The sequence below is a fragment of the Paracoccus benzoatiresistens genome, from assembly GCF_026913015.1.
Classification (GTDB): Bacteria; Pseudomonadota; Alphaproteobacteria; order Rhodobacterales; family Rhodobacteraceae; genus Paracoccus; species Paracoccus benzoatiresistens.
Window position 1 is genome coordinate 21,723 of record NZ_JAPTYD010000010.1, and the last position, 19,884, is coordinate 41,606.

At 67.3% G+C, this 19,884-nt stretch carries 17 protein-coding genes and 1 tRNA gene; 16 read left to right on the plus strand and 2 right to left on the minus strand.

Annotated elements, in window-relative coordinates; translation table 11 throughout:
• The first annotated feature begins 11 nt into the window (after positions 1–11).
• Positions 12–86, plus strand: a tRNA-Asn gene (locus tag OU682_RS09525).
• A 17-nt stretch (positions 87–103) separates the two neighbouring features.
• Here the strand turns inward: OU682_RS09525 and OU682_RS09530 are convergent.
• On the minus strand, positions 104–418 hold the full coding sequence (locus tag OU682_RS09530) for a hypothetical protein (RefSeq protein WP_268941861.1): 315 nt from the start codon (positions 416–418) through the stop codon (positions 104–106).
• A 140-nt stretch (positions 419–558) separates the two neighbouring features.
• Here OU682_RS09530 and OU682_RS09535 point away from each other — a divergent pair, with 140 nt between their 5' ends.
• From OU682_RS09535 to OU682_RS09585, 11 genes are all read left to right on the plus strand, one after another.
• Positions 559–1,743, plus strand: coding sequence for a PP2C family protein-serine/threonine phosphatase (locus OU682_RS09535; protein ID WP_268941862.1), 1,185 nt, complete (start codon positions 559–561; stop codon positions 1,741–1,743).
• On the plus strand, positions 1,740–2,078 hold the full coding sequence (locus OU682_RS09540; RefSeq protein ID WP_268941863.1) for an STAS domain-containing protein: 339 nt from the start codon (positions 1,740–1,742) through the stop codon (positions 2,076–2,078). Before OU682_RS09535 ends, OU682_RS09540 begins: the two co-directional genes overlap by 4 nt.
• A 2-nt stretch (positions 2,079–2,080) precedes the next feature.
• Positions 2,081–2,506, plus strand: a complete 426-nt coding sequence (locus OU682_RS09545) for an ATP-binding protein (protein WP_268941864.1) — start codon at positions 2,081–2,083, stop codon at positions 2,504–2,506.
• Positions 2,506–5,517 (plus strand): hybrid sensor histidine kinase/response regulator, encoded by a 3,012-nt coding sequence (locus OU682_RS09550; RefSeq protein WP_268941865.1) that lies wholly within the window; start codon positions 2,506–2,508, stop codon positions 5,515–5,517. The genes OU682_RS09545 and OU682_RS09550 overlap by 1 nt, the downstream gene beginning before the upstream one ends.
• Positions 5,518–5,527: 10 nt before the next feature.
• Positions 5,528–7,240, plus strand: coding sequence for a DUF3131 domain-containing protein (locus tag OU682_RS09555; RefSeq protein WP_268941866.1), 1,713 nt, complete (start codon positions 5,528–5,530; stop codon positions 7,238–7,240).
• A complete protein-coding gene (locus OU682_RS09560) occupies positions 7,237–8,388 on the plus strand; it encodes an acyltransferase (RefSeq protein WP_268941867.1) in 1,152 nt (383 codons plus the stop codon). The genes OU682_RS09555 and OU682_RS09560 overlap by 4 nt, the downstream gene beginning before the upstream one ends.
• A 3-nt stretch (positions 8,389–8,391) precedes the next feature.
• The gene (locus tag OU682_RS09565) at positions 8,392–10,233 is read left to right on the plus strand and encodes a glycosyltransferase family 2 protein (protein WP_268941868.1); all 1,842 of its coding nucleotides are present in this window, start codon (positions 8,392–8,394) and stop codon (positions 10,231–10,233) included.
• Positions 10,230–11,546 carry a DUF3131 domain-containing protein gene (locus OU682_RS09570; protein WP_268941869.1) on the plus strand — a complete coding sequence of 439 codons (1,317 nt, stop codon included), beginning with the start codon at positions 10,230–10,232 and terminating at the stop codon, positions 11,544–11,546. Before OU682_RS09565 ends, OU682_RS09570 begins: the two co-directional genes overlap by 4 nt.
• Positions 11,547–13,123: 1,577 nt before the next feature.
• Positions 13,124–13,723, plus strand: a complete 600-nt coding sequence (locus OU682_RS09575; protein ID WP_268941871.1) for a hypothetical protein — start codon at positions 13,124–13,126, stop codon at positions 13,721–13,723.
• A 26-nt stretch (positions 13,724–13,749) separates the two neighbouring features.
• The gene (locus OU682_RS09580; RefSeq protein WP_268941872.1) at positions 13,750–14,676 is read left to right on the plus strand and encodes an alpha/beta hydrolase; all 927 of its coding nucleotides are present in this window, start codon (positions 13,750–13,752) and stop codon (positions 14,674–14,676) included.
• A 262-nt stretch (positions 14,677–14,938) separates the two neighbouring features.
• Complete coding sequence (locus OU682_RS09585) at positions 14,939–15,373, plus strand: DUF2934 domain-containing protein (RefSeq protein ID WP_268941873.1); 435 nt, start codon at positions 14,939–14,941, stop codon at positions 15,371–15,373.
• A gap of 55 nt (positions 15,374–15,428) precedes the next feature.
• Here OU682_RS09585 and OU682_RS09590 read toward each other — a convergent pair whose 3' ends face one another.
• The gene (locus tag OU682_RS09590) at positions 15,429–16,187 is read right to left on the minus strand and encodes an IclR family transcriptional regulator domain-containing protein (RefSeq protein WP_268941874.1); all 759 of its coding nucleotides are present in this window, start codon (positions 16,185–16,187) and stop codon (positions 15,429–15,431) included.
• Positions 16,188–16,291: 104 nt separating this feature from the next.
• Between OU682_RS09590 and OU682_RS09595 the strand changes: the two genes are divergently transcribed.
• From OU682_RS09595 to OU682_RS09610, 4 genes are read left to right on the plus strand one after another with little or no spacing between them, the layout of a single operon-like run.
• Positions 16,292–17,026 carry a 3-oxoacid CoA-transferase subunit A gene (locus OU682_RS09595; RefSeq protein WP_268941875.1) on the plus strand — a complete coding sequence of 245 codons (735 nt, stop codon included), beginning with the start codon at positions 16,292–16,294 and terminating at the stop codon, positions 17,024–17,026.
• The gene (locus OU682_RS09600; protein ID WP_268941877.1) at positions 17,023–17,691 is read left to right on the plus strand and encodes a CoA transferase subunit B; all 669 of its coding nucleotides are present in this window, start codon (positions 17,023–17,025) and stop codon (positions 17,689–17,691) included. Before OU682_RS09595 ends, OU682_RS09600 begins: the two co-directional genes overlap by 4 nt.
• Before the next feature lies 1 nt (position 17,692).
• Positions 17,693–18,895 carry a 3-oxoadipyl-CoA thiolase gene (gene pcaF, locus OU682_RS09605; RefSeq protein WP_268941878.1) on the plus strand — a complete coding sequence of 401 codons (1,203 nt, stop codon included), beginning with the start codon at positions 17,693–17,695 and terminating at the stop codon, positions 18,893–18,895.
• Positions 18,896–18,922: 27 nt separating this feature from the next.
• The gene (locus OU682_RS09610; protein ID WP_268941880.1) at positions 18,923–19,765 is read left to right on the plus strand and encodes a 3-oxoadipate:acetyl-CoA acetyltransferase; all 843 of its coding nucleotides are present in this window, start codon (positions 18,923–18,925) and stop codon (positions 19,763–19,765) included.
• The last annotated feature ends 119 nt before the right edge of the window (positions 19,766–19,884 follow it).

A 19,884-nucleotide genomic window follows, 5' to 3' on the forward strand; every position in this document is an offset into this window, starting at 1 on the left:
GGCCCCCGTGTTCCGGCGTAGCTCAGCGGTAGAGCAGTTGACTGTTAATCAATTGGTCGTAGGTTCGATCCCTACCGCCGGAGCCAAATCCCACAATCTTGTCTTAGATCACGGATTTGGAAGACCCTAAACCGTAGGGGTCGTCTTGCGACACCTCGGGCGACAAGAGTCGCAAAGAGATCGCACGCTTGCCGTCACGCACACCCGTGTAGCCGGAAGTCGCGCCATCATCCCTGCCTATCAGCATTGATCCTGACGCCGATCGGGCGATGGCGACTGCCGGGCAGGTTCTGGCCAGACGCGCACCAAGGCCGCGCATACCGATTGGAGGAACCGGCTGCACCCTGGTCAGGGCGCGGAAATGGCAGATCCACAACGATCCTGTTGTTGCGCGTGCCATATTCTTGATCGCGACCACTGGGCCGCTTCTTTCGCCTCGACAGGAACAACCTGGATTTGTTAATGTTAATGAATCCTAAACCGTAAGATGTATTTTCTGTCGAATTTGCGCTGAAGACACTCATCATTATGCCTTTTGATCAAGAACGCGCCCGGAAGATGCACCAGTCCGACAAGGTCGTCATTGCCGACGATGACGCTACACAGCGCATCTTCGCATCAACCGTGATCAGCCGCATCGGCTTCACGCCCGTCGTTGCCAAGGACGGCCTGGAAGCGCTGGAAATGATCGAGAGCAGCGGCGCGTCGATCCTTGTCTGCGACCTGGACATGCCGGGCATCGACGGGCACGAGGTCACCCGCCGGATCCGGGCCGCCGACCTGGGCCGCTATATCCATGTCGTCATGCTGACCTCGGCCGGGCAGGCCGAGCAGCGGCGCCTGGCGCTGGAGGCAGGGGTCGACGACTTCATGACCAAGCCGCTGGACGCGGCGGTCCTGACGGCGCGGATCCGGGCGGCCGCGCGCCTTGTCGATCATGAACAGGTGCTGTCAGAAAAGAACCGCGCGCTGCAGCTTGCGAAAAGACGCATCGAACATGACCTGAAGGTTGCCGCCGCGGCGCAGCGGCGCCTGCTTCCGAACCTGGCGCGGGATATCCGGGGCTGCCGCTTCGGATCGGCCTTCGAGCCGTCGGCCTATGTCTCGGGCGACATGTTCGGGTATTACCAGCTTTCCGAGGACAGGCTGGGCTTCTATGCCGTCGATGTCGCCGGGCATGGCGTCCATGCGGCGCTGCTGTCGGTCGCGATCGGCCATCTGGTGACGGCCCAGTATTTCGCGGGCAAGGCTGCGGCCGGGTCCGGCGCGCCCGACCCGGCGGCGATGGTGCGCGACCTCAACGACCGTTTCTTCCGCGAGGATGGGACCGACTACTTCACCATGTTCTGCGGCGTGCTCGACCAGCAAGGCGGGCAGCTTTTCTTCTGCCAGGCCGGCTATCCCAGTCCGATCCTCGCCAAGCGCAACGGAACGACCGAGGTCGTGGGCGACGGGGGCTTCCCGGTCGGGCTGCTGAAGACGGCCGACTTCAGCAATGGGGTGATCGATCTGGCAGCGGGGGAAACCCTGATCCTGTGCTCGGACGGCGCCATCGAGGCAGAGGCACCGGATGGCGCTGCCTTTGGGGAAGACCGGCTGCGCGGCCTGATCGCCGAGCACTCGCACAAGGATGTCGAGGCCTTGCCCGGCGCCATCGTGACCGCGCTTGCGGCATGGCGGGGCGGCCGGCCCCTCGAAGATGACCTGACGGTACTCGCTCTGGAAAGGAGCCCCTCTGCATGATCCACTCGCAAGTTCAATCGAACGGCATCTGCGTCATCCGCCCCGAGGGCGACCGGCTGACCGCGCTTGGCGCCAACGCCTTCCGCCAGGAAGCCTCGCAACTGATCGACGACGGCAGCAACAGGATCATCATCGACCTGTCGCAGGTGCGCTTCGTCGATTCGTCCGGGCTTGGCGCGATCGTCGGGCTTCTGAAGAAGGTCGGAAACCGGGGCGAGGTGGTGGTCTGCGGCCTCAGCGACGCGGTCCGGCAGATGTTCCGCGTCACCCGGATGGAGCGGGTCTTCCAGATATTTCCCGATCCCGCCGCGGCCTCGGCCGCCTTGGACGGATAGCGATGGAAAGCCGCGGCTTCCATGTCGAATGCGGGCTTGAATCGGTGGACGCCACGATGGCGGCCGTTTGCGCATTCGTCGGGGACACGCTTTCCCCGGAAGGCCTGATCCGGCTGGAAATCGCCGTGACCGAGGCGCTGAACAACGTCGTCCTGCATGGCGGCTTGCCCCAGGGCGCCGGGATCGCCGTTGCCGTCCGCAAGGCCGCGCCCGAGGTCGGGCCCGAAGTCGGGGTCGAGATCCGCGATCCCGGGCAACCCGTCCCGGCAGAGCTTTTCAAGGCGGCCCGCAATCCCGCTGATATCGACCCCCTGGAGGAAAGCGGCCGGGGCATCCCCCTTATCGTCGCCATGTCCGATGCCCTTCACTACGAAAGCCGCGATGGGTCGAACTGCCTGACGCTCCGCTTTGCCGACCGGAGTTCGTGATGAAGGGCGGGCGTGTCGTGCCGGTCTGGCAGCAGCGGCTGCTGCATGTCTGCCTGACCGTGATCGTGGTCGCGGTCTTCTCGGCACTCGCGCTGGCGCCCTTCGTGCTGTCGAAGAACATGGAGACGGCGGACACGACCTCGATGCGCAACGAGATGTTCGAGCTTCACCTGGGCATCGACGCGCTGCACGGCGCCCTGCTGGACTGGCAGGCCGCCCGTGCCATGGGTGGGGAACCCGACGAAAGCCTGGGGCTGCTGCTTGACGAACGCACGCAACTTCTGGCCCACAGGATCGGCGTGGTCCTGGCCTATCCCGGCGCGATGGCGGTGCTGCCCGAAAACGCCGAAACGCTGGAACGCACCCGCGACCGCGTGGCGGCCCTGGTGGCGCAACTCGGGGGACCGGCCGGGAAGGCAACGGCCGCGCGCGACCGGGTCGCGGGCCTGCTGGGCCCGGACCTTGTGCAGCTTGACCGCTATCTGGTCGATGCGTTCCGCAGGCTGGGGCAGATCACGGCGAACGACCGCTGGCAACTGGCCCGGATCAGCCTGATCGCGCAGCGGCTGGCGTCCTTCCTGCTGCTGGTGGGCGTGCTGACGCTGATCGTCCTGTGGATGCAGCATCGCGTCCTGCGGCGTGCCGAGACGTCGCTGAACACCGTCATGGGCGACCTGGCCGAGGCGCAGCGCATCGCCCATATCGGCAATGTGCGGCGCGACTACGGGCGCGACACCGTGTCCTGGTCCCCCGAATTCGCCACCATCTATGGCCTTGACCCGGACGGCCAGATGACCGGCGCCCAGTTCGAGGCCCTGCTGCTGCCCGCCGATGCGGAAAAGGTGCTGGAAAGCGAACGCAAGGCGTTTGCCCGATCGGCCGAGACAAGGGCGCCGGTCCGCCGCGACCTGACCTTCCGCGCCCTGCGCGCCGACGGAGAGGTCATCGAGCTGGAGGTCCAGTCGGAACTGACGGCCAATCCCGACGGCACGCCGCACAGCATGGTGTCCACGGTCCGCGACATCACCGTCGAGGCCCGGGCCCGCCGCGCCCTGCGCGAAAGCGAGCGGAGCCTGGCCGCGGCGCAGCGCATCGCGCATCTGGGCAGCTTCCGCCACAACTACAGCACCGGGCGGACAAGCTGGTCGTCGGAGCTTTATGTCGTGCTGGGCTGCGATCCCGCAGAAGGGCCAAGGCCGCTGCGGCAGATCGTCCATCCCGAGGATTTCGGCCATGTCCAGGCGCTTTTCACCGAGCTTCTGAAGGGCGGGCCGGCAGGCGGGCAGAGGCAGGCCAGCTTTGACTGCCGCGTGCTGCTTCCCGATGGCAGGGAACGTTTCATCCGGGGCACGGCCGAGATGAACTATGACGACGCCGGCGCGCCCGACATGCTGACCGGTTCGCTCCAGGACGTGACCACCGACATCGAGCAGGAGCGGGCGCTTCGCGACGCCCTGAGCGAGGCCGAGCGCGCCAACGCCGCCAAGTCCGATTTCCTTGCCGTCATGAGTCACGAGCTGCGCACGCCCATGAACGGCGTCCTTGGCATGCTGAGCGCGGTCGAGGCCACTCCCCTGGACGACCGGCAGCGCGGGCAGATCCGCGTCGCCCGCACCAGCGCCGAGGCGCTTCTGGCGATCCTCAACGATGTCCTGGACATGTCCAAGATCGAGTCCGGGCGGATGGAGCTGGAGGAACGGCCCTTCGAGCTTCGGCCCCTGGTGACGGGCGTGGTGGATCTGTATTCCGAATCCGCCCGCGCCAAGGGCGTCGCCCTGACGGCCCGCATCCAGGAGGAGCTTCCTGCCTGGATCACCGGCGATCCGCTGCGCATCCGCCAGATCCTTGCCAACCTTGTCAGCAACGCGGTGAAGTTCACCCATGCGGGACAGGTCTCGCTGACCGTGGACCTTCCCCCGAACCGGTCGCCGCAAGGCGGAAGGCTGGGGCTTCGCTTCTGCGTGTCCGACACGGGGATCGGCATTCCCGTGGACCGGCAGCAGCAGGTCTTCGGCCGCTTCAACCAGCTGGACGCATCCTATACCCGGCGCTTCGGCGGAAGCGGGCTGGGGCTGGCCATCAGCCGATCGCTGGCGGAACTGATGGGCGGGCGGATCGGCTTTGCCAGCATGCCCGGCCAGGGATCGTCCTTCTGGCTTGATGTCGAGGCCGCCCCCGCCGAACCCGCGCCCGACGCCCATGGCCGTCAGCCGGAAGGCATCCTTCCCCCGCTGTCGGTGCTGGTGGCCGAGGACAACGCGACCAACCGGCTGGTCGCCCGCTCGATGCTGGAACGGCTGGGACAGGAGGTCGCGTTTGCCGAGGATGGCCTGGACGCGCTGGAGGCCGTGTCGTGCCGGTCCTTCGACCTGGTGCTGATGGATATCTCGATGCCGCGCATGGACGGGATCGAGGCGACCCGCCGCATCCGCAGGCTGGCCGGGCCGGAATCCGGGGTGCCGATCCTTGCGTTGACCGCCCATGCGGGGGCCGCCGAACGAACCGCCTGCCTGGAGGCCGGTTGCAACGAGGTGCTGACCAAGCCGTTGGATCTGGACGCCCTGCACCGCGCCTTGCAGCGCTGGCTGCCCCATGATGCGCAGGTCGCCGCACCTTCGGACGACGGTTGCGAGGGCAGGGCCGATGACGCGCCCGAGATCCGGCTGGCGGACCTTGCAGGGCAGATCGGACCCGAGGCCATGCCCCTGCTGATCGAGGCAAGCCGGGAGGATCTGGCCCGTCACCGCGCCACGATCGAAAAGGCCGCGGCGGGACAGGCGGTGGACGCTGCCGCCGTTCTCAGAGCCTGCCATTCGCTGGTGGGCATCGCGGCGACCCTCGGCCTGCCTGAAACCGCCGATGCGGCGCGCCGCCATGAAGCAGCCCTGCGGGCCTCGTCGGCGGGGCCCGGCGATCTGGCCCGGCTGCTGGACCTCATCCGGGGGATGGAGGCCGCGCTTTCCAGGGCTGCCGCATCCTTGGGGCCGGTCGCGGAAACGGCAGCGCCATGATGGAGCAACGATGATCCCTTCCCGCAAGCTTTCGATCGCCTTCGGCATGCTGGCCGTGATCCTGCTGATGGGGCAGGGCGCGACGGCCCCTGCCGACAACCCGGAACCGGGCGTGCTGCAGCGGCTGTTCGGGACCGGCACCACCCCCACCCCCGCCCAGGGCGGGACGACCGCGCCCCCCGAGAGCCCGCCCGCGGCGACAGGGGACGAAACGGGGCAGGGGGGCGATTCCGATTTCGCCAAGCCCTTCGGCCGCCATGGTCCCCTGACCCCGCGCGAACGGAAGATGGCCGAAACGGCCTGGGCGTATTTCGAGCAAAGGCTCCAGCCCGAGACCGGCCTGGTCAACGCCGTCGGCGCCTATCCGTCCACGACGCTGTGGGACACGGCGTCCTATATCAGCGGCCTGGTGGCGGCCCATGAACTGGGCATCATCGACAAGCGGACCTTCGACCTTCGGGTCAACCAGTTGATCGGCACCCTGCGCAACCTGGATCTGTTCCAGGGCGAATTGCCGAACAAGGTCTACAACACCAAGACCGGCGAAAAGGTGAACTATGCCAACAAGCCGGGCGAGGTCGGTTTCTCGGTCCTCGACATCGGGCGGATGCTGGTCTGGCTGAAGATCCTGAAGGAACGCTATCCCTATCTCGCCCCCGGCATCGACAACACGGTGCTGCGCTGGAACTTCTGCAATGCCATCACCGAGGACGGCCGGATGCGCGGCTCGATCGTGACGGGCAAGGGCGAGACGCGCTATGTCCAGGAAGGCCGCCTGGGATACGAGGAATACGCGGCCAAGGGCTTTGCCTTGTGGGATTTCGACGTTGCGGGCGCGCTGTCCCCCGACCCCGTGACCTTTACAGAGATCTATGACGTGCGCGTCCCGATCGACGCCCGCGATCCGCGCGTCTTCCAGAACATGAACTATGTCCTGACCGAAAGCTATCTGCTGGACGGGCTGGAACTGGGATGGAAGCTGCCCACCGACCGGCAGGGGGGCCGCCCGGGCCTTGCGACCCAAGGGTGGCGCGCCGAATTCGCCAACCGGATCTACCTGGTCCAGCAGCGCCGGTTCGAGCAGACCGGCATCATGACCGCCAAGTCCGAGCATCAGGTCGAGGGCCAGCCCTTCTTCGTCTATGACGCGATCTGGGCCAATGGCTTTGCCTGGCACACGCTGGATCCCAGCGACGTTTATCAGCCCGACCGCGCGGCCATCGCCGCCAAGGCCGCCATCGGCATGTGGGCGCTGTGGGACACGCCCTATACCGATCTTCTGCTGGATTCCGTCGCCGATCTGTCCACGGACGAGGGCGGCTTCTACGAGGGCCTTTACGAGAACGGCAACGGCTTCATCCCGGTCCAGAGCGCGAACAACAACGGCATCATCCTGGCGGCGCTGCTCTACAAGGTGCAGGGGCCGATCCTGCAGCGGCTGAACGGCAACACCCAGCTGTGGGACACGGCCTTCCAGCACCAGGAAACCCGCGTCAACCGCTGCCTGCCGCAGCCTCGCCCGGAACCCGTCTGCTGCAACTGCCAGACCATGCCGGCCGAGCCCCCGGTGCCCGTGTCCGAGTTCCTGTATTGCCGTCCCGTGCCGCAGGCCGACGGCACCATCGCGGCCGCCGATTGCAGCCTTGAGAAACACGACCTGCCGCTGCCGCAGCCGATCTCGGCCCAGGCTTCCAGCCAGTGCCCCATTCCCGGAGAACCATGATGGAAAAGCAAGCCAAGCCGCGCCTTGTCTGGTTCGACGCCAACCGGGTCTGCGCGGCCGTGGGCGTCGTCCTGATCCATTGCACCACCGATTTCTCGGGCGGGGTCTTCCCGGACGCCACGGCGCAGGAGCGCGCCGTGCCGGTCTTCCTGCGGTCGGTCGCCGAATTCTCGGGCTCCGAGATGTTCTTCTTCTTCTCGCTGTTCCTGATGGCGATGCGCATCGACCGGCGCAGCCCGCCCTATGGCGAGGCCATGCGCGAACAGGCGCGGCGGCTTCTGGTGCCCTTCGCCTTCTGGACGGTGTTCTATGCCTTCTTCCGCCTGCTGAAGGCCGACGTGGCGGGATACGCGCCCCAGATCTGGGCGCAGCTGGCCGATCCGGGGGCGTGGCTGGGCTTCTTCCTGCTGGGCAAGTCGCAGTACCACATGCACTTCCTGCCGACGTTGTTCCTGCTGTTCCTGTTCTACCCGGTCATGCGGCTGGCGCTGCGCTTTCCGATCCTGGGCATCGCGCTGTTTGCCACCCTGGGGGCCATGCACCACATCCAGGACTACATCTGGAGCCTGGGGCTTGATCCCGCCTTCCGCGACTACCTGGTCCGGGCCACCAAGGTGATGGGCTATGTGGGCTATGGGCTGGCGGCCTTCGCGCTTTACGGGTTGTGGCGCGATGGCATCCCGCGCGGCGAATCCCGCCTGATCCGCAAGGGCGCGCTGTATTTCGCCGCCATGGCCTATGTGGCGACGCTGCCGTTCTTCGGCGCGGCGCTGTTCACGGGGTCCTGGGGCGTGCGCGAGAACTGGTCCTTCTACGGCCATTTCCTCATGCCGCTGATGATGTTCGCGCTGTTCCTGGGGGCGCAGTACCAGGACTGGTCCCCGCGCTGGAGCTGGCTGGCGCAGTTCACCTTCGGCGTCTACCTAGTGCATCCGCTGGTGATCGATCTGTTTGACGCGCTGGTGCTGGGCGCGGGTCTTGCGCCGCACATGGCGCCCTGGGTGGTGGTCGCCAGCCGCTTCGCGGTCGTCCTGCCCGGCGCGCTGCTGCTGGCGGTCGGGCTGTCGCGCGTTGGCGCGCTGGCCTGGACCATCGGCCTTGGCCCCGCCCCGTGGGAGGCCCGGCGGAAGCAGGTCCAGAGAGGCTGACGAATGGACGATTACTTCCGCCGCTTCGAACACCGCCGCCCGCCCGAGCCGCTGCCCTATTCCTCAGGGCGCGAACTGGTCTGGCAGGCATTGGCGACGATCACGGCCCTGCTGGGGGCATGGTATATCTGGTGGCGATGGACGCAGTCGCTGAACCATGACGCGCTGTGGTTCGCGGTCCCGCTGGTCGTGGCGGAAAGCTGCGCCTATCTGGGGCTGCTTCTGTTCATCTACAACCTGTGGAAGGACCAGCCGGTCACCATCCCGGCCCCTGTGGCCACGCTACACGACACCCTGGCGGCGGGCAGCGACGGGTTGTCCGAACCCGACCGGCCGATAGCGGTGGACCTGTTCTTCGCCACCTACAACGAGGATCCCGAACTGGTCCGGCTGGGCATTTCCGACGCCAGGGCCATCACCTATCCCCACCCGATCGACATCCGCATCCATGTCTGCGACGACGGCCGCCGCCCCGAGATGCGGCAGGTCTGCGACGAGCAGGGGGTGAACTACATCACCCGCGCCACCAACGAGGGCTTCAAGGCCGGCAACCTGCGCCACGCGATGGAACAGACCTCGGGCGATTTCATCGTCATCTTCGATGCCGATACCCGGCCCTTCCCGACCATCCTGGAAAACACGCTGGGCCATTTCCGAGATCCGAAGATGGCCTGGGTCCAGACGCCGCAGTGGTTCTATGACCTGCCCGAAGGGGTGACGCTGACCGAACGGTTGTCGCACCGGCTGGGACGGGCGGGCCACCTGATCGGGCAGGCGGTCGAGCGTCTGGCGGGAGAGATCCGCATCGGCAAGGATCCCTTCGTGAACGACGCCGAGATGTTCTACCAGGTCATCCTGCGCCGCCGGAACCGCGCCAACGCCGCCTTCTGCTGCGGCGCTGGATCGGTCCACCGCCGCGAGGCGGTGATGGAAGCCGCGCTGCGCAGCTTCGCCGCCAGCGTGGAAAGGCGCGTCATCGCCGCCGAGGAGGAAATCACCCTGACCAGCCGCGAGCCGGTGGTCGATACCGGGCTGCTATCGGCCATCCGGACCGAGGCGGTGGTGGCCGAGGTTCTGGCCCCTTACCGGTTCCACGTGTCGGAAGACATCTACACCTCGATCCTGCTGCATTCGGACCGCGAGCGGGGCTGGAAATCGGTGCTTCACCCGACCTATGAATCGCGGATGCTGTCGCCGCAGGACCTGCTCAGCTGGTCGGTGCAGCGCTTCAAGTATGCCGGCGGGTCGCTGGACATCCTGATGAACGACAACCCGCTGTTCCGGCGCGGCCTGACGATGCCGCAGCGGCTGATGTATGGCACGACCTTCTGGTCCTATCTCGCGCCCTTGTGGAACGTCGTCTTCCTGGCCGCGCCGGTTGTCTATCTGGCGACCGGCATCGCGCCCGTGTCGGCCTATACCCTGCCGTTCTTCCTGCACGCCATGGCCTTCCTGATCTCGCTGGAGCTTGCGATGATGGCGAGCACCTGGGGGATCGCGGGCTATGCCAGCAAGTCCAGCTACCTGGCGTTCTTCCCGCTGGGGCTGCGCGCCATCGGCACCGTCCTGTCGGGGCGCAAGATTTCCTTTCCCGTCACGCCAAAGGACCGCCAGCTTGGGCGCCACCTGCGGCTGGTGCGGCCGCAGATCGCGGTCGTCGTGCTGACCATTGCCTCGCTGCTGTGGGGCAGCGCGGCGCTGGTCTGGGCCGATACGGGCCACAGCGTGACCGGCGTCGTGACCAATGCCCTGTGGGGCCTCAACAACTGCCTCGCCATGTCGGGGATCATCAGGGCGGCGATGTGGAAGCCCGAAGCCGAACTGACAGGAGAAAGCGATCAATGAGCCTGCGGACCAACCTGACAAATGCGCGCAGCCACATCATCTTCATCATCGCCCTGTGTCTGGGGGTGACGCTCATCTTCTATCTGGAAAGGGCCGGACACATTCGTACCGATGAACCCGACGCGCTTGCCGCCTTTGACGAGGTCGTGCCCCTGCCGCTGGCGGACGGCATCGGCCGCGCGCAGCAGAGCGACGAACATGCGCGCATCGCCTGGACCTATTTCCGGAACAACACCGATCCCGACACCGGGCTGGTGGGGTCGGTGGACAAGTATCCCTCGACGACGATGTGGGAAACGGCCTCCTATATCGTGGCCGTCATCTCGGCCCAGCGGCTTGGACTCATCACCGAGGCCGAGGCCGGACAGCGTGCCGCCAAGGTGGTGGACGCCCTGTCGCGCCTGGTCCTGTTCGAAAACAGCCTTCCCAACAAGGCCTATGACACCCGGACGCTGCAGATGGTCGATTATGCCAACCGCCCGACGTCGATCGGGCTCGGGTGGTCGGCCCTGGACATCGGACGGCTGTTGATCGCGCTTGAACTGGTGCAGCGCCATTATCCGGACCTGGCCGACGAGGTGGTGCGGGTCGTGGACGGCTGGGATCTGGACCGCATGGTCCGGGAAGGGCGGCTGAACGGCGCCACCGTCATCGAGGGATCCGTGCGCGAGAACCAGGAAGGGCGAATCGGCTATGAACGCTATGCCGCCAAGGGGATGATGCTGTGGGGCTTCGACGCCACGGCGGCCATGGATGTCGGCAGCACCCTGCAGGTCCTGCGGGTCGAGGGCGTGCCGATCCCCGTGGACACGCGCCTGAACCGCAACAGCACGCCCGCGCTGACCACCAGCGAACCCTATCTGTTCGACGGCCTGGAATTCGGCTTCGACGCGCTGACCCATGTCTTCGCGACCGTGGTCTATCGCGCGCAGGAAATGCGCTATCGGAACACGGGGCTGCTGACCGGCGTCAGCGAAGGCCATCTGTCGCAGGAACCCCATTTCGCCTATGCCTCGGTCTGGGGCGGCGGATCGCCCTGGGCCGTGCTGACCTTTGGCGGCGACAGGATCGACAGCCGCCGGACCCTTTCGACCAAGGCCGCCTTCGGCTGGGATGCGCTTTTCTCGACCGAATACACGCAGGAAATGGTTGCCGCCGTGGTGCCCTTCGCCGATCCGGCACGCGGCTGGCCCGAGGGCATCTACGAGGCCGACGGCAGCGTCAACGGCTCCTTCACGGCCAACACCAACGCCACTGTCCTTGCGGCGCAGGCTTTCCGGGCCACGGGACCGCTGATGCATGTGCCGCGGTGAAGCCCGCCGCACTGGGTGCCGTCCTGCTGCTGATCGGCGTGCCCGCCGCGGCGCTGAGTGCCCAGTCCTGTCCCGGCCCTGACCTGTCGGTGGCACCGGACGGCGCCACCTCCGTGGAGGTGCGCTATGCCGATGTGCCGAACGCCCGCTTTCCCGGGCGGTGGCAGCAGGGCCGCCTGGCGGATCTGTCCTATCGCCTTTATCCCGGCGGCCTGGGCACGATCGGCGGCGGGGCCCATATGGAAGCCTGGCGGATCGAGATTTCCTGCAATCCCCGGGACCGCACCTGCACCTACTGGAACTTCGGCGAGGTGCCGGAAGGGATGCAGCCACAAGCCCGAAAACTTGGAAGCTGCCTCCTGGGTCCCGAGCCACGGGTGACGCCGCCCACCCCCGCGGCCAGCAAGACCGCCCGGCCGGCTGCCGAACCCAAGGCACCTGCGCGCGAGCCCTTGCCCGCCGCCCCGAAAGCGGCGGCAGCACCACCCCCTGCGGCCCGCCAAACCCCTCCGCCAGCCGCAGAGCCAAGGACGCTTGCGCGCAAGCCCGCGCCCGTGTCTGCGGATACAGCGGCAGCACCCTCCCGCGCTGCGGGGACAATCGCCCCGACACCCGCAGGGCCGAGAACACTGACGCGGGAACCGGCGCCGGCTTCCCCGGAGGAGGGGTCGGCATCGGCCCCCGCTTCTCGACAAACCGCGCAACCACCCGCAGCGCAAAGGGCAATCGCGCGCGAACCGGCGCTCTCGCGCGCGGAAACAGCGCCAGCGCCAGCGCCCGCGGCCCGCGAAAGCGCCCCGCCATCTGCGGAACCGAGGGCATTCCTGTGCTGGACGGTGCCAGCGGTCGGCGAAACCGACATGCCTGCGCCCGGGTCCGAGGTTCTCGTGTGCCGGCCGGCGCCCGTGTCCCCGAGCGTATCGGTCGCGCCGACTCCCGCAGCCCCTACCCGGGAAGCGGCCGATCCACGACCGGTTCCGCAAACGCCCGCACCCGTGCAAGAGAGCAATCCCCGCGAAACGCGCCCGCCGTCGGATTCCGCAGGATCGCAACGCCAGCCAGAGGCCGCGCCCTTGCCCCCGGGCGATCCTGAGCCCGGCAACGCCGACAATCGCGATCCCCGGCCGGGACCTGCGCCGGGAGAGGAGGGGAGCGATGCCGATCGCCGGGAAGCCGAGGCTCCGGCTTCCGCGCCAGCCGCAGGCGATGCGGCTGCGCCCGGAAGCCCGCGGCAATCGACCCCGGATACCTCTCCGGCGCCGCGCCCACGGCCGACCACGTCATCCCCGGCAGCCCCGCGCGACGCGCGGGAGCGGGTCAACCTCCTGCCGCTCACCCGACCGGGGCGCAACGAGGATCGGCCGCAGGCATCCTTGCCCGGTCCCGCCGTGACCGCCAGACCTGCCCGACCTGCAACGCCGGCCCGCCCTGCCGCCGTCGCTTACGCAACCCCGGCACGAATGCCACCACCGCCCCGCGCCGTTCAAAGACCGCAGCCAGCGCCTGCGACGACAACCCCGCGGCTGGCGTTGACGCGTTGCGCCCTTGGCAGCGCCATCGGACTTGGCCGAGAGGACATGGCCGAGGTCGGGCAGATCTCGCTCAATATCGGTTGCAGCGGGCGGTTCGGCGACCGCCTGACCTTCAGCGTTGGCCTGACCACCTATCCGGTCTCGGGGGACCGGCATGGCGGAGACCTGACCTACAGCTATGCGCTGAACTGGCGCATCACCGATCAGGTGACGCTGACCTATGCGAACTATACCGCAGCCCTTGCGGGGGGCCGCGCGCTGGCGGGCCTGAGCGAGGGGCGCCTGCAACTGTCAACAAGGCTTACAAGGCTTCCGCTGGCCAGCAAGGCCATGCCGGACCGGGCCCTGACCTGCACCGGCTTCGTCAGCGTCGCCCGCTCGGCCTCATCCAACGCCGGGGTCAACTGCGGCGTGAACGTGACGCCGCGCCTGACGGTCCGCTTCACGGCCCTGGCCTATCCGCCCGGCACGCAGGAAGAGGGCGATGCGGATTACTCCTACTCGGCCAGCTATGTGCTGAACGACCGGGTGACGCTGAACTATTCGAACTATGCCAACAACCGCTGGCCCTGGAACCAGTCCCCGGATCAGGTCGAGCTGTTCCATGGCGGCTCGCTGGGCTTGTCCTACCGCTGGGATTTCTGACGGATTTGACGATGCAGGAGGAACACTTGGTCAGGTTTACAAGGCGCACCGCTCTGGCCGCCGGATTGGCCATTCCCTTTCTGGGCATCCGGGCCTGGTCGGGGACCGTGCACGAGGCGAAGATCGTCCAGAGCGAGATCCTGGGCCATGTGGTGGGCTATTCCCTTTACCTGCCGCCCGATTACCGGCAGCACAGCCGCCGCTATCCGGTCCTTTACCTGCTGCACGGGGGGGCGGACGGGCAGCCCGCCGACTGGTTCCGGATGGCGGGGATCGACATCCTTCTGGACCGCATGATCCGGGACGGCCAGATGCCCCCCTGCATTGCCGTGGCGCCGGACGGGCGCAGGCCGGCCAGCGATCCTCGCGCCACCTATTTCCTGGACGATGCCGACGGATCCTACCGTTGGCGGTCGATGTTCCTGCAAGAGTTCATCCCCAAGGTCGAGGCGGCGCACCAGGCCATCGGCAGCATGCAGATGCGCGCCCTTCTAGGCTTGTCGATGGGGGGCCATGCCGCGATCCTGAACCAGCTTCAGCGGCCCGACCTTTTCGCCGGCGCCGCCGCGCTCAGCGCCGCGCTTCGCACGCCCCGGCAGGTTGCGCTGATGGACCCGCAGGCCTTCGACCAGCGCTTCTCGGGGGCATACGGGCCGAGCCTGCTGGGGGAAGCCCGCCTCAACGAGGCTTGGCGGACATCCGACATCGTCGAGATCGCGGCCCGCACCGACCCGACACCCTTCCGCCGCATCCCGAGGCTGTATCTGGACCTCGCATCGGGCGATCCCTTCTTTGAGGGAAATGCGGCGGCCCATGTCGCGCTGGACCAGGCGGGGATCCTGCACCGTTTCCAGGTGCGCGAAGGCAGCCACGACTGGATCTTCTGGCTGGACGCCCTTCCGACGGCACTGGAGCATGTCGGGCGGATCTTCACGCGGAACTATGGAGAATAGAGACGGGGTCCCCTCTTTCTGGAAGCTCTGCCCACTTGCGCATCGACGGGAGCGGGGTGGAGATATTCCGGCGGCAAGGCGTGCTGATTCCGACCTGCGGCCTGCCGGGGCTGCCCGAGGGAACGATCAGGTGCGCGCCGGAAGCCATTGGCAAGGTTGCCTGACCGTGCCACGGTGAGGCGCAGATATCCAACCCGCCGGCGATCCGGCTCCTGAATTCGCAGGATCCACGATTCAGGCTATGGCAAGACGAGGACTCATCATGGACGAAGAACGCCTCCAGAAGATCCGGGACCGGGCGCATGCCTTGTGGGAGCAGGCCGGCCAGCCGCACGGCCAGGACAGGGAACATTGGTCGCAGGCCGAACGCGAGATCGCCGCGGAGGAGGATGCACAATCATCCGCGCCCACCGCAAAGCGGACGCGCCGGCCGAAGGCGGCTGCCGAAGTGGCGGCGGATCAGCCGGGTGTGACCAGCGGCCGCAAGCCGAAAGCCCTGCCTGAAGAAGGCGCGGAGGGGACAAAGGCTGCAAAAGGGCGGAAGTCCAGGGCAGCGTCCGGGCAGGCGGAAGCCGGCGCAACGGGAACCAGAGGCCGGCGGGCTGGAACAACCGCCACGGCAGAGGGCGACGCGCCCAAGCCGAAGCGGTCGCGAAAGCCGAAGGTGGTCGCCGAAGGCGCCGACACGACCGAATAGGGCCCGCAGGGGTGTAGCGTGACGATGGGCGCAGGCAGGCGGCGCTGCCCCGCGCCTATCGCAGCACCCGCCTCAATCCTTCCTGCACCTTGAGCAGCGGTTCAAGGTAAAGCGCCGCGAGGCCGCCCGCGTCCGCCTGCACCGCCGCGACGCCCGTGTTGATCGCGGCAATCACCCGCCCATGCACCGAATAGAGCGGCACGGCGATCGATCGCAGGCCCAGTTCGACCTCCTGGTCGATGACGGCGTATCCGTCGCGGCGGGCGGCCTCGATCCGGCCCATGATCTCGTTTGGGTCCGTCAGGCTGTGCGGCGTTCGCGGCGTCAGGTCCGAGGCCTCGACGAGCGCGCGGGCCTGATCGGCGGGCAGGGCCGCCAGCAGCACGCGCCCCATCGAGGTGCAATGCGCGGGCAGCCGCGATCCCGGCATCAGGCCGATCGACATGACCCGACGCTGCGCCGCGCGGGCCAGATATACGATCTCGGTCCCGTCCAGGATCGACACCGACGTGGACTGCCCGATCCGGTCCGACAGCTGGTCCAGCCAGGGCTGCACCATCTGCGCCAGCGGCATCGCCGCCAGCGCTCCCATGCCCAACCGCAGCACCCGGGCGGTCAGCGTGAAGAACTTGCCGTCGTAATCGGCATAGCCCAGGTCGTGCAGCGTCAGCAGGCAGCGCCGCGCGGTGGCGCGGTCAAGGCCGGTCGCCTCGGCCACGTCAGAGATCGACATGCGCGGATGTTCGGCGCGAAACGCCTCGATCACCCGCAGGCCCTTGCCCAGTGAACCGATGGTATCCCTCTTGTTCGCCATGCGCACAGCTTCTTACAGGATGCGAACAAAGATCAAGATGCGAACGGATTTCTTTGCGGAGGTGCCGAAGAGGCCTTAACCCACGGCCAAACGCAGGAGGTTTCATGGACAAGCGTATCGCGAGTCTGGCCGCAGCCGTCGCAGGGATCCCCGACGGCGCCACGGTGATGATTGGCGGATTTGGCGGATCTGGCGCCCCGATCGAACTGATCCACGCTCTGATCGACCGATACCTGGCAACCGGCAGCCCCAAAGACCTGACGGTCATCAACAACAACGCGGGCAACGGCCATGTCGGGATCGCCGCGATGATCGAGCAGGGCATGGTCAGAAAGATGATCTGCTCGTTCCCGCGCTCGGCCGACCCTCGCGTCTTCACCGAAAGATACCTGGCCGGAGAGATCGAGCTGGAACTGGTCCCGCAGGGCACGCTGGCCGAACGCATCCGCGCGGGCGGGGCAGGGATCCCGGCCTTCTATACGCCGACCGGCTTTGGCACCGATCTGGCGAAGGGCAAGCCGGTCGCAGATTTCGACGGGCGCTCCTATGTCCAGGAACGCTGGCTCAAGGCAGATTTCGCGCTGATCAAGGCTGAAACCGGCGACACGCTTGGCAACCTGACCTATCGCATGGCGGCGCGGAACTTCGCGCCGATCATGGCGATGGCTGCGGCGCGGACCATCGCGCAGGTCAGCCGCGCGGTCGAGCCGGGCGGCATCGACCCCGAAGCGGTCGTCACCCCCGGCATCTTCGTCGACGCCATCGTCGCCGTGGCGGACCCCGCGCAGGAAGAGGATCTCAACCGCGCCAACGCCCATTACCCGCAGGTGCAAGCATGACAAAGCTTTCCAACGCCCAGATCGCCTGGCGCGCAGCCCAGGACATCCACGACGGCGCCTATGTGAACCTTGGGATCGGCTTCCCCGAGATGGTCGCCCGCTTTCAGCCCGAAGGGCGGCAGGCGATCTTTCACACCGAGAACGGCATCCTCGGCTTTGGCGAGGCGCCCGCGCCTGGCGAGGAAGACTGGGATCTGATCAACGCGGGCAAGAAGGCCGTGACGATCAAGCCCGGCACGGCCTTCTTCCATCATGCCGACAGCTTCGCCATGGTGCGGGGCGGGCATCTGGATGTGGCGATCCTGGGCGCCTACCAGGTCGCGCAGAACGGCGATCTGGCGAACTGGTCCACCGGCCCCAAGGGCGTGCCTGCCGTGGGCGGCGCGATGGATCTGGTCCATGGCGCGAAACGCGTGGCCGTCATCACCGATCACGTCACCAAGGACGGCAAGCCCAAGCTGGTGGAACGCTGCACCCTGCCTCTGACCGGGGTGGGCTGCGTCACCCGCATCTATACCTCGCTGGCGGTGGTGGACATCGAAGGCGGCCGCTTCGTGCTGCGCGAGAAGCTGGCCGCCGTCAGCCTTGACGAACTGCAATCCCTGACCGGCGCGCCGCTGCATCTGGACGGCGCGGTGGCCGACCTGACCGTCCCCGAGGTATGAGATGACCGAAGCCTTTATCTGCGATTACATCCGCACGCCCATCGGCCGCTTTGGCGGGGCGCTGTCTTCGGTGCGCGCCGATGACCTGGGGGCCATTCCCTTGCGGGCGCTGATGGCGCGCAACCCGGGCATGGACTGGCAGGCAGTTGACGACGTGATCTATGGCTGCGCCAACCAGGCGGGCGAGGACAACCGCAACGTGGCGCGCATGTCCTCGCTGCTGGCCGGTCTTCCGGTCGAGGTTCCGGGCACCACCATCAACCGCCTCTGCGGCTCGGGCATGGACGCGGTGATCGCGGCCGCCCGCGCCATCAAGGCGGGCGAGGCCGATCTGATGATCGCGGGCGGGGTCGAGTCGATGTCGCGCGCGCCCTTCGTGATGCCCAAGGCGGAAAGCGCCTTCAGCCGCAGCAACGCGGTTTACGACACCACCATCGGCTGGCGCTTCGTCAATCCGCTGATGGAGGCGCGATACGGCGTCGATTCGATGCCCGAGACGGCCGAGAACGTGGCCGAGGATTTCGCCATCAGCCGCGCCGACCAGGATGCCTTTGCGCTGCGTTCGCAGCAGAAGGCGGCGGCAGCGCAGGCCAACGGGCGCCTGGCGCAGGAAATCACCCCGGTGGACATCCCGCAGCGCAAGGGCGATCCGAAACGGGTAGACCGCGACGAACACCCGCGCGAAACGACGGCGGAGGCGCTGGCAGGCCTGAAGGCGCCGTTCCGCAAGGGCGGCACGGTGACGGCGGGCAACGCCTCGGGCGTGAATGACGGGGCGGCGGCGCTGATCCTGGCCTCCGAGGCCGCGGCACGGCGGCACGGGCTGACGCCGATCGCCCGGGTGCTGGGCGGGGCCGTGGCGGGCGTTCCCCCGCGCATCATGGGCTACGGCCCGGCCCCGGCATCAAGGAAGCTGATGGCGCGGCTGGGGCTGGCCCAGGCCGACTTCGACGTGATCGAACTGAACGAGGCCTTTGCGAGCCAGGGGCTTGCCACGCTGCGCGACCTTGGCATTGCCGACGATGATCCGCGGGTGAACCCGAACGGCGGGGCCATCGCGCTTGGCCATCCGCTGGGCATGTCAGGCGCGCGCATCACCGGCACGGCGGCGCTGGAACTGCAACGGACCGGCGGCAGGCGATCTCTCTCCACCATGTGCATCGGCGTGGGGCAGGGCATCGCGGTCGCACTGGAAAGGGTGTAAGGACGTAACTCGAGGAAAGGGCCTACCATGACCAATCCCTGCATCATCTGCGTGGCCATCACCGGATCGCTGCCGACCAAGGACAACAACCCCGCCGTGCCGATCACGATCGAGGAACAGATCGAATCCACGCACGAGGCATTCGAGGCTGGCGCAACCATCGCGCATTGCCATGTCCGCGACGATGACGGGAAACCCACCAGCGACCCCGACCGCTTTGCGCGGCTGAAGGAAGGGTTGGAGAAGCATTGCCCCGGCATGATCGTGCAACTGTCCACCGGCGGGCGGTCCGGTGCGGGCCAGGCCCGGGGCGGGATGCTGCCGCTGCGGCCCGACATGGCGTCATTGTCGGTGGGGTCGAACAACTTTCCGACGCGCGTCTACGAGAACCCGCCCGATCTGGTGGACTGGCTGGCGGCCGGGATGCTGGCCCATGACATCAAGCCGGAGATCGAGGCCTTCGACCTGTCCCACATCCTCAAGGCGCACGGAATGTGGAAGGCGGGGCAGATCAGGGACCGGCCCTATGTGCAGTTCGTGATGGGCGTGAAGAACGCCATGCCCGCCGACCGCGAGGTGTTCGATTACTATGTCCACACCGTCCGGCGCCTGTTCGGCGAGGATGCGCCGTGGTGCGCGGCGGGCATCGGGCCGAACCAGATCGTGCTGAACGAATGGGCCATCGGCGCGGGCGGTCATGCCCGGACGGGGCTGGAGGATAACGTGCGCCTGGACCGCGAACGGCTGGCCCCGTCGAACGCGGCCCTGGTCCGGCGCGCGGCCGAGATCGCCGCGAAACACGGCCGTTCCGTCGCGACCTGGCAGCAGGCGCGCCGGATCCTGGGGCTGAGGATGCCTCGGGCGGCATAGGCAAACCATAACCGGAGGGATATAGGATCCGGTGCAAATGTCATGCCCCAGGATAAGTGTCGCGCATTGTCTCATCGCCCCGGCATGATAGTGTCGCGCGGGGGATGAGGGCGGCCGCT

Coding starts and splice junctions, on each gene's coding strand:
- OU682_RS09560 (WP_268941867.1), top strand. CDS start 7,237: ATGATGGAAAAGCAAGCCAAGCCGCGCCTTGTCTGGTTCGACGCCAAC.
- OU682_RS09535 (WP_268941862.1), top strand. CDS start 559: ATGCACCAGTCCGACAAGGTCGTCATTGCCGACGATGACGCTACACAG.
- OU682_RS09555 (WP_268941866.1), top strand. CDS start 5,528: ATGATCCCTTCCCGCAAGCTTTCGATCGCCTTCGGCATGCTGGCCGTG.
- OU682_RS09540 (WP_268941863.1), top strand. CDS start 1,740: ATGATCCACTCGCAAGTTCAATCGAACGGCATCTGCGTCATCCGCCCC.
- OU682_RS09575 (WP_268941871.1), top strand. CDS start 13,124: ATGGCCGAGGTCGGGCAGATCTCGCTCAATATCGGTTGCAGCGGGCGG.
- OU682_RS09600 (WP_268941877.1), top strand. CDS start 17,023: ATGACAAAGCTTTCCAACGCCCAGATCGCCTGGCGCGCAGCCCAGGAC.
- OU682_RS09585 (WP_268941873.1), top strand. CDS start 14,939: ATGGACGAAGAACGCCTCCAGAAGATCCGGGACCGGGCGCATGCCTTG.
- OU682_RS09590 (WP_268941874.1), bottom strand. CDS start 16,187: ATGGCGAACAAGAGGGATACCATCGGTTCACTGGGCAAGGGCCTGCGG.
- OU682_RS09545 (WP_268941864.1), top strand. CDS start 2,081: ATGGAAAGCCGCGGCTTCCATGTCGAATGCGGGCTTGAATCGGTGGAC.
- OU682_RS09550 (WP_268941865.1), top strand. CDS start 2,506: ATGAAGGGCGGGCGTGTCGTGCCGGTCTGGCAGCAGCGGCTGCTGCAT.
- OU682_RS09570 (WP_268941869.1), top strand. CDS start 10,230: ATGAGCCTGCGGACCAACCTGACAAATGCGCGCAGCCACATCATCTTC.
- OU682_RS09610 (WP_268941880.1), top strand. CDS start 18,923: ATGACCAATCCCTGCATCATCTGCGTGGCCATCACCGGATCGCTGCCG.
- OU682_RS09595 (WP_268941875.1), top strand. CDS start 16,292: ATGGACAAGCGTATCGCGAGTCTGGCCGCAGCCGTCGCAGGGATCCCC.
- pcaF (WP_268941878.1), top strand. CDS start 17,693: ATGACCGAAGCCTTTATCTGCGATTACATCCGCACGCCCATCGGCCGC.
- OU682_RS09565 (WP_268941868.1), top strand. CDS start 8,392: ATGGACGATTACTTCCGCCGCTTCGAACACCGCCGCCCGCCCGAGCCG.